Raw genomic sequence first — 6,391 nt, forward strand, 5'->3', positions numbered from 1 at the left:
GGTGTTGACTGGTTTTGTTTGGGGGCGTATAGTTCGGTTCTTCGCTGCTGACGCGGTGAAGAAAACGAAGCAGACAGTATAACACAGTTAGTTAAAATTTTCGATAATTTTAGTTGACATTTGCTAAATGTACTGTATAATTCGATTCGCTCTTTAAAAAACAGATTACCGATAAGTGTGAGTGCATTAGGCCTCACACTGTTTGAAAGACAGACAAGATGATGTTTTAGACATTGTCCTGTCGGTTTCTTTGAAGCAGACCAGAAGTTATAAGTTAGAGATTGAACATAAGAGTTTGATCCTGGCTCAGATTGAACGCTGGCGGCATGCTTTACACATGCAAGTCGGACGGCAGCACAGAGAAGCTTGCTTCTTGGGTGGCGAGTGGCGAACGGGTGAGTAACATATCGGAACGTACCGAGTAATGGGGGATAACTAATCGAAAGATTAGCTAATACCGCATATTCTCTGAGGAGGAAAGCAGGGGACCTTCGGGCCTTGCGTTATTCGAGCGGCCGATATCTGATTAGCTAGTTGGTGGGGTAAAGGCCTACCAAGGCGACGATCAGTAGCGGGTCTGAGAGGATGATCCGCCACACTGGGACTGAGACACGGCCCAGACTCCTACGGGAGGCAGCAGTGGGGAATTTTGGACAATGGGCGCAAGCCTGATCCAGCCATGCCGCGTGTCTGAAGAAGGCCTTCGGGTTGTAAAGGACTTTTGTCAGGGAAGAAAAGGCTGTTGCTAATATCGACAGCTGATGACGGTACCTGAAGAATAAGCACCGGCTAACTACGTGCCAGCAGCCGCGGTAATACGTAGGGTGCGAGCGTTAATCGGAATTACTGGGCGTAAAGCGAGCGCAGACGGTTACTTAAGCAGGATGTGAAATCCCCGGGCTCAACCTGGGAACTGCGTTCTGAACTGGGTGACTAGAGTGTGTCAGAGGGAGGTAGAATTCCACGTGTAGCAGTGAAATGCGTAGAGATGTGGAGGAATACCGATGGCGAAGGCAGCCTCCTGGGATAACACTGACGTTCATGCTCGAAAGCGTGGGTAGCAAACAGGATTAGATACCCTGGTAGTCCACGCCCTAAACGATGTCAATTAGCTGTTGGGCAACTTGATTGCTTAGTAGCGTAGCTAACGCGTGAAATTGACCGCCTGGGGAGTACGGTCGCAAGATTAAAACTCAAAGGAATTGACGGGGACCCGCACAAGCGGTGGATGATGTGGATTAATTCGATGCAACGCGAAGAACCTTACCTGGTCTTGACATGTACGGAATCCTCCAGAGAGGGAGGAGTGCCTTCGGGAGCCGTAACACAGGTGCTGCATGGCTGTCGTCAGCTCGTGTCGTGAGATGTTGGGTTAAGTCCCGCAACGAGCGCAACCCTTGTCATTAGTTGCCATCATTAAGTTGGGCACTCTAATGAGACTGCCGGTGACAAGCCGGAGGAAGGTGGGGATGACGTCAAGTCCTCATGGCCCTTATGACCAGGGCTTCACACGTCATACAATGGTCGGTACAGAGGGTAGCCAAGCCGCGAGGTGGAGCCAATCTCACAAAACCGATCGTAGTCCGGATTGCACTCTGCAACTCGAGTGCATGAAGTCGGAATCGCTAGTAATCGCAGGTCAGCATACTGCGGTGAATACGTTCCCGGGTCTTGTACACACCGCCCGTCACACCATGGGAGTGGGGGATACCAGAAGTAGGTAGGGTAACCGCAAGGAGCCCGCTTACCACGGTATGCTTCATGACTGGGGTGAAGTCGTAACAAGGTAGCCGTAGGGGAACCTGCGGCTGGATCACCTCCTTTCTAGAGAAAGAAGAGGTCTGATGTATTCACACTTATCGGTAAACTGTAAAAGATGCGGAAGAGAAAAGCTTGAGTGAAGACAAGATTCGCTTAAGAAGAGAATCCGGGTTTGTAGCTCAGCTGGTTAGAGCACACGCTTGATAAGCGTGGGGTCGGAGGTTCAAGTCCTCCCAGACCCACCAAGAACGGGGGCATAGCTCAGTTGGTAGAGCACCTGCTTTGCAAGCAGGGGGTCATCGGTTCGATCCCGTTTGCCTCCACCAAGAACTTTACAAATCAAAGGAAGCCTGCTATGCTTAGCAGCTTATTTTGATTTGCGAAGTGAAATATCGACGCATCGATCTTTAACAAATTGGAAAGCCGAAATCAACAAACAAAGACAATGAGTTTGTTTTGATTTTTTGTTCTTTGCAAAGGATAAAAAATCTCTCGCAAGAGAAAAGAAAACAAACACAGTATTTGGGTGATGATTGTATCGACTTAATCCTGAAACACAAAAGGCAGGGTTAAGACACAACAAAGCAGTAAGCTTTATCAAAGTAGGAATTTCAAGTTTGCTTCCCTAGTCAACGGGTAGGTAAACGAAGTCAAAGAGGTTCTTGAAATGATAGAGTCAAGTGAATAAGTGCATCAGGTGGATGCCTTGGCGATGATAGGCGACGAAGGACGTGTAAGCCTGCGAAAAGCGTGGAGGAGCTGGCAATAAAGCTATGATCCCGCGATGTCCGAATGGGGAAACCCACCTCTTAGGAGGTATCCTTATCTGAATACATAGGATAAGCGAAGCGAACCCGGAGAACTGAACCATCTAAGTACCCGGAGGAAAAGAAATCAACCGAGATTCCGCAAGTAGTGGCGAGCGAACGCGGAGAAGCCTGTACGTGATAACTGTCGAGATAGAAGAACAAGCTGGGAAGCTTGACCATAGTGGGTGATAGTCCCGTATTCGAAATCTCAACAGTGGTACTAAGCGTACGAAAAGTAGGGCGGGACACGTGAAATCCTGTCTGAATATGGGGGGACCATCCTCCAAGGCTAAATACTCATCATCGACCGATAGTGAACCAGTACCGTGAGGGAAAGGCGAAAAGAACCCCGGGAGGGGAGTGAAATAGAACCTGAAACCTGATGCATACAAACAGTGGGAGCACCCTTGTGGTGTGACTGCGTACCTTTTGTATAATGGGTCAACGACTTACATTCAGTAGCGAGCTTAACCGAATAGGGGAGGCGTAGGGAAACCGAGTCTTAATAGGGCGAACAGTTGCTGGGTGTAGACCCGAAACCGAGTGATCTATCCATGGCCAGGTTGAAGGTGCCGTAACAGGTACTGGAGGACCGAACCCACGCATGTTGCAAAATGCGGGGATGAGCTGTGGATAGGGGTGAAAGGCTAAACAAACTCGGAGATAGCTGGTTCTCCCCGAAAACTATTTAGGTAGTGCCTCGAGCAAGACACTGATGGGGGTAAAGCACTGTTATGGCTAGGGGGTTATTGCAACTTACCAACCCATGGCAAACTAAGAATACCATCAAGTGGTTCCTCGGGAGACAGACAGCGGGTGCTAACGTCCGTTGTCAAGAGGGAAACAACCCAGACCGCCAGCTAAGGTCCCAAATGATAGATTAAGTGGTAAACGAAGTGGGAAGGCCCAGACAGCCAGGATGTTGGCTTAGAAGCAGCCATCATTTAAAGAAAGCGTAATAGCTCACTGGTCGAGTCGTCCTGCGCGGAAGATGTAACGGGGCTCAAATCTATAACCGAAGCTGCGGATGCCAGTTTACTGGCATGGTAGGGGAGCGTTCTGTAGGCTGATGAAGGTGCATTGTAAAGTGTGCTGGAGGTATCAGAAGTGCGAATGTTGACATGAGTAGCGATAAAGCGGGTGAAAAGCCCGCTCGCCGAAAGCCCAAGGTTTCCTACGCAACGTTCATCGGCGTAGGGTGAGTCGGCCCCTAAGGCGAGGCAGAAATGCGTAGTCGATGGGAAACAGGTTAATATTCCTGTACTTGATTCAAATGCGATGTGGGGACGGAGAAGGTTAGGTTAGCAAGCTGTTGGAATAGCTTGTTTAAGCCGGTAGGTGGAAGACTTAGGCAAATCCGGGTCTTCTTAACACCGAGAAGTGATGACGAGTGTCTACGGACATGAAGTAACCGATACCACGCTTCCAGGAAAAGCCACTAAGCTTCAGTTTGAATTGAACCGTACCGCAAACCGACACAGGTGGGCAGGATGAGAATTCTAAGGCGCTTGAGAGAACTCGGGAGAAGGAACTCGGCAAATTGATACCGTAACTTCGGGAGAAGGTATGCCCTCTAAGGTTAAGGACTTGCTCCGTAAGCCCTGGAGGGTCGCAGAGAATAGGTGGCTGCGACTGTTTATTAAAAACACAGCACTCTGCTAACACGAAAGTGGACGTATAGGGTGTGACGCCTGCCCGGTGCTGGAAGGTTAATTGAAGATGTGCAAGCATCGGATCGAAGCCCCAGTAAACGGCGGCCGTAACTATAACGGTCCTAAGGTAGCGAAATTCCTTGTCGGGTAAGTTCCGACCCGCACGAATGGCGTAACGATGGCCACACTGTCTCCTCCTGAGACTCAGCGAAGTTGAAGTGGTTGTGAAGATGCAATCTACCCGCTGCTAGACGGAAAGACCCCGTGAACCTTTACTGTAGCTTTGCATTGGACTTTGAAGTCACTTGTGTAGGATAGGTGGGAGGCTTTGAAGCAGAGACGCCAGTCTCTGTGGAGCCGTCCTTGAAATACCACCCTGGTGTCTTTGAGGTTCTAACCCAGACCCGTAATCCGGGTCGGGGACCGTGCATGGTAGGCAGTTTGACTGGGGCGGTCTCCTCCCAAAGAGTAACGGAGGAGTTCGAAGGTTACCTAGGTCCGGTCGGAAATCGGACTGATAGTGCAATGGCAAAAGGTAGCTTAACTGCGAGACCGACAAGTCGAGCAGGTGCGAAAGCAGGACATAGTGATCCGGTGGTTCTGTATGGAAGGGCCATCGCTCAACGGATAAAAGGTACTCCGGGGATAACAGGCTGATTCCGCCCAAGAGTTCATATCGACGGCGGAGTTTGGCACCTCGATGTCGGCTCATCACATCCTGGGGCTGTAGTCGGTCCCAAGGGTATGGCTGTTCGCCATTTAAAGTGGTACGTGAGCTGGGTTTAAAACGTCGTGAGACAGTTTGGTCCCTATCTGCAGTGGGCGTTGGAAGTTTGACGGGGGCTGCTCCTAGTACGAGAGGACCGGAGTGGACGAACCTCTGGTGTACCGGTTGTAACGCCAGTTGCATAGCCGGGTAGCTAAGTTCGGAAGAGATAAGCGCTGAAAGCATCTAAGCGCGAAACTCGCCTGAAGATGAGACTTCCCTTGTGGTTTAACCACACTAAAGAGTCGTTCGAGACCAGGACGTTGATAGGTGGGGTGTGGAAGCGCGGTAACGCGTGAAGCTAACCCATACTAATTGCTCGTGAGGCTTGACTCTATCATTTGAAGAACTTCAAAAGATAAAAGCTTACTGACTGATTCAGTCATCACCAAATAATTGATTAAGGCTTTACCGATTTGTAACAGTTTAAGTTTGGCGGCCATAGCGAGTTGGTCCCACGCCTTCCCATCCCGAACAGGACCGTGAAACGACTCAGCGCCGATGATAGTGTGGTTCTTCCATGTGAAAGTAGGTCACCGCCAAACACCCATTCCAAAGCCCCCGACTGATGTCGGGGGCTTTTTACATGCCTGTCGTTTCTGTCGGTTTGGCGATAGGGAGATTATGATTACCCTGTTGTTATTCTTGAACAAAAGGACCTAAAGTTACGGTTAACCGTTTGGAATGTTTGAAATCGAACGGCATTTGCGTTATTATGTCGTATGCATTTATATGGAATAGGGCCGTGTTCTACTGTTGTGTGGCAGTGTCTGCTGGGAAGTAAAACCGTCCTGCAGACGGCCCGGTTTATTCAATCTAACACGTTATAGGAAAACCCTGATGAAGAAATTTTTATTTGGTGCATTTGCCGCTGTTTGTGCAGCATTCTCTTTCGCTGCCGTGAACATCAATACCGCGTCTTCTGCCGAACTGGAGGCTTTGCCGGGTATCGGCCCGGCTAAGGCGAAATCGATTGTGGAATACCGTCAGAAGAACGGTGCGTTCAAATCGGTGGAGGAGCTGAAAAACGTGAAGGGCATCGGTGATGCGGTGCTGAACAAGTTGAAGGCGGAGGCGACGGTTTCTTCTGTCGCGCCTAAGGCCGCCCAGCCTGCCGTGAAAAAATAAGTCTGACGGACGATTGTGCCGTATGCCGCCCTGATGCCTAACCGTTTGCCGGTTCGGGATGACGGGCGGCTTTGTATGGGGGTGGCAATGAAGACTTGGGCCAATAGAGACTTTACATTGGGTGAAGGGATAAACGGATAAGTCCCCTCCTGTCGGATAGGGATATAAAAGATAAAGGGAATAAAGATATGTACTCAAATGCATTTGACGGAAAACGGAATAGGGCAACTGTACAGAGGGGCTACTCTTTGATACAGCTGTTGGTGGTGATGCTG

General features: G+C 49.8%; 1 protein-coding gene, 2 tRNA genes and 3 rRNA genes. All 6 read left to right on the forward strand.

All coding sequences use genetic code 11. The features are described from left to right. Positions 1–283 precede the first annotated feature (283 nt). Positions 284–1,824, forward strand: a 16S ribosomal RNA gene (locus HMPREF2560_RS00005). Between the two features lie 105 nt (positions 1,825–1,929). Further along, positions 1,930–2,006 (forward strand) — tRNA-Ile (locus HMPREF2560_RS00010). A 5-nt stretch (positions 2,007–2,011) separates the two neighbouring features. Next, positions 2,012–2,087 (forward strand) — tRNA-Ala (locus HMPREF2560_RS00015). Positions 2,088–2,435: 348 nt separating this feature from the next. After that, positions 2,436–5,324, forward strand: a 23S ribosomal RNA gene (locus tag HMPREF2560_RS00020). Positions 5,325–5,419: 95 nt separating this feature from the next. Next, positions 5,420–5,533 (forward strand): 5S ribosomal RNA (gene rrf, locus HMPREF2560_RS00025). The 16S, 23S and 5S rRNA genes sit together here with 2 tRNA genes alongside, the layout of an rRNA operon. 295 nt (positions 5,534–5,828) lie before the next feature. Continuing rightward, positions 5,829–6,116, forward strand: coding sequence for a ComEA family DNA-binding protein (locus HMPREF2560_RS00030; protein ID WP_070607414.1), 288 nt, complete (start codon positions 5,829–5,831; stop codon positions 6,114–6,116). Positions 6,117–6,391: the final 275 nt, after the last annotated feature.

It is taken from the genome of Neisseria sp. HMSC078H04 (assembly GCF_001838135.1).
GTDB lineage: Bacteria > Pseudomonadota > Gammaproteobacteria > Burkholderiales > Neisseriaceae > Neisseria.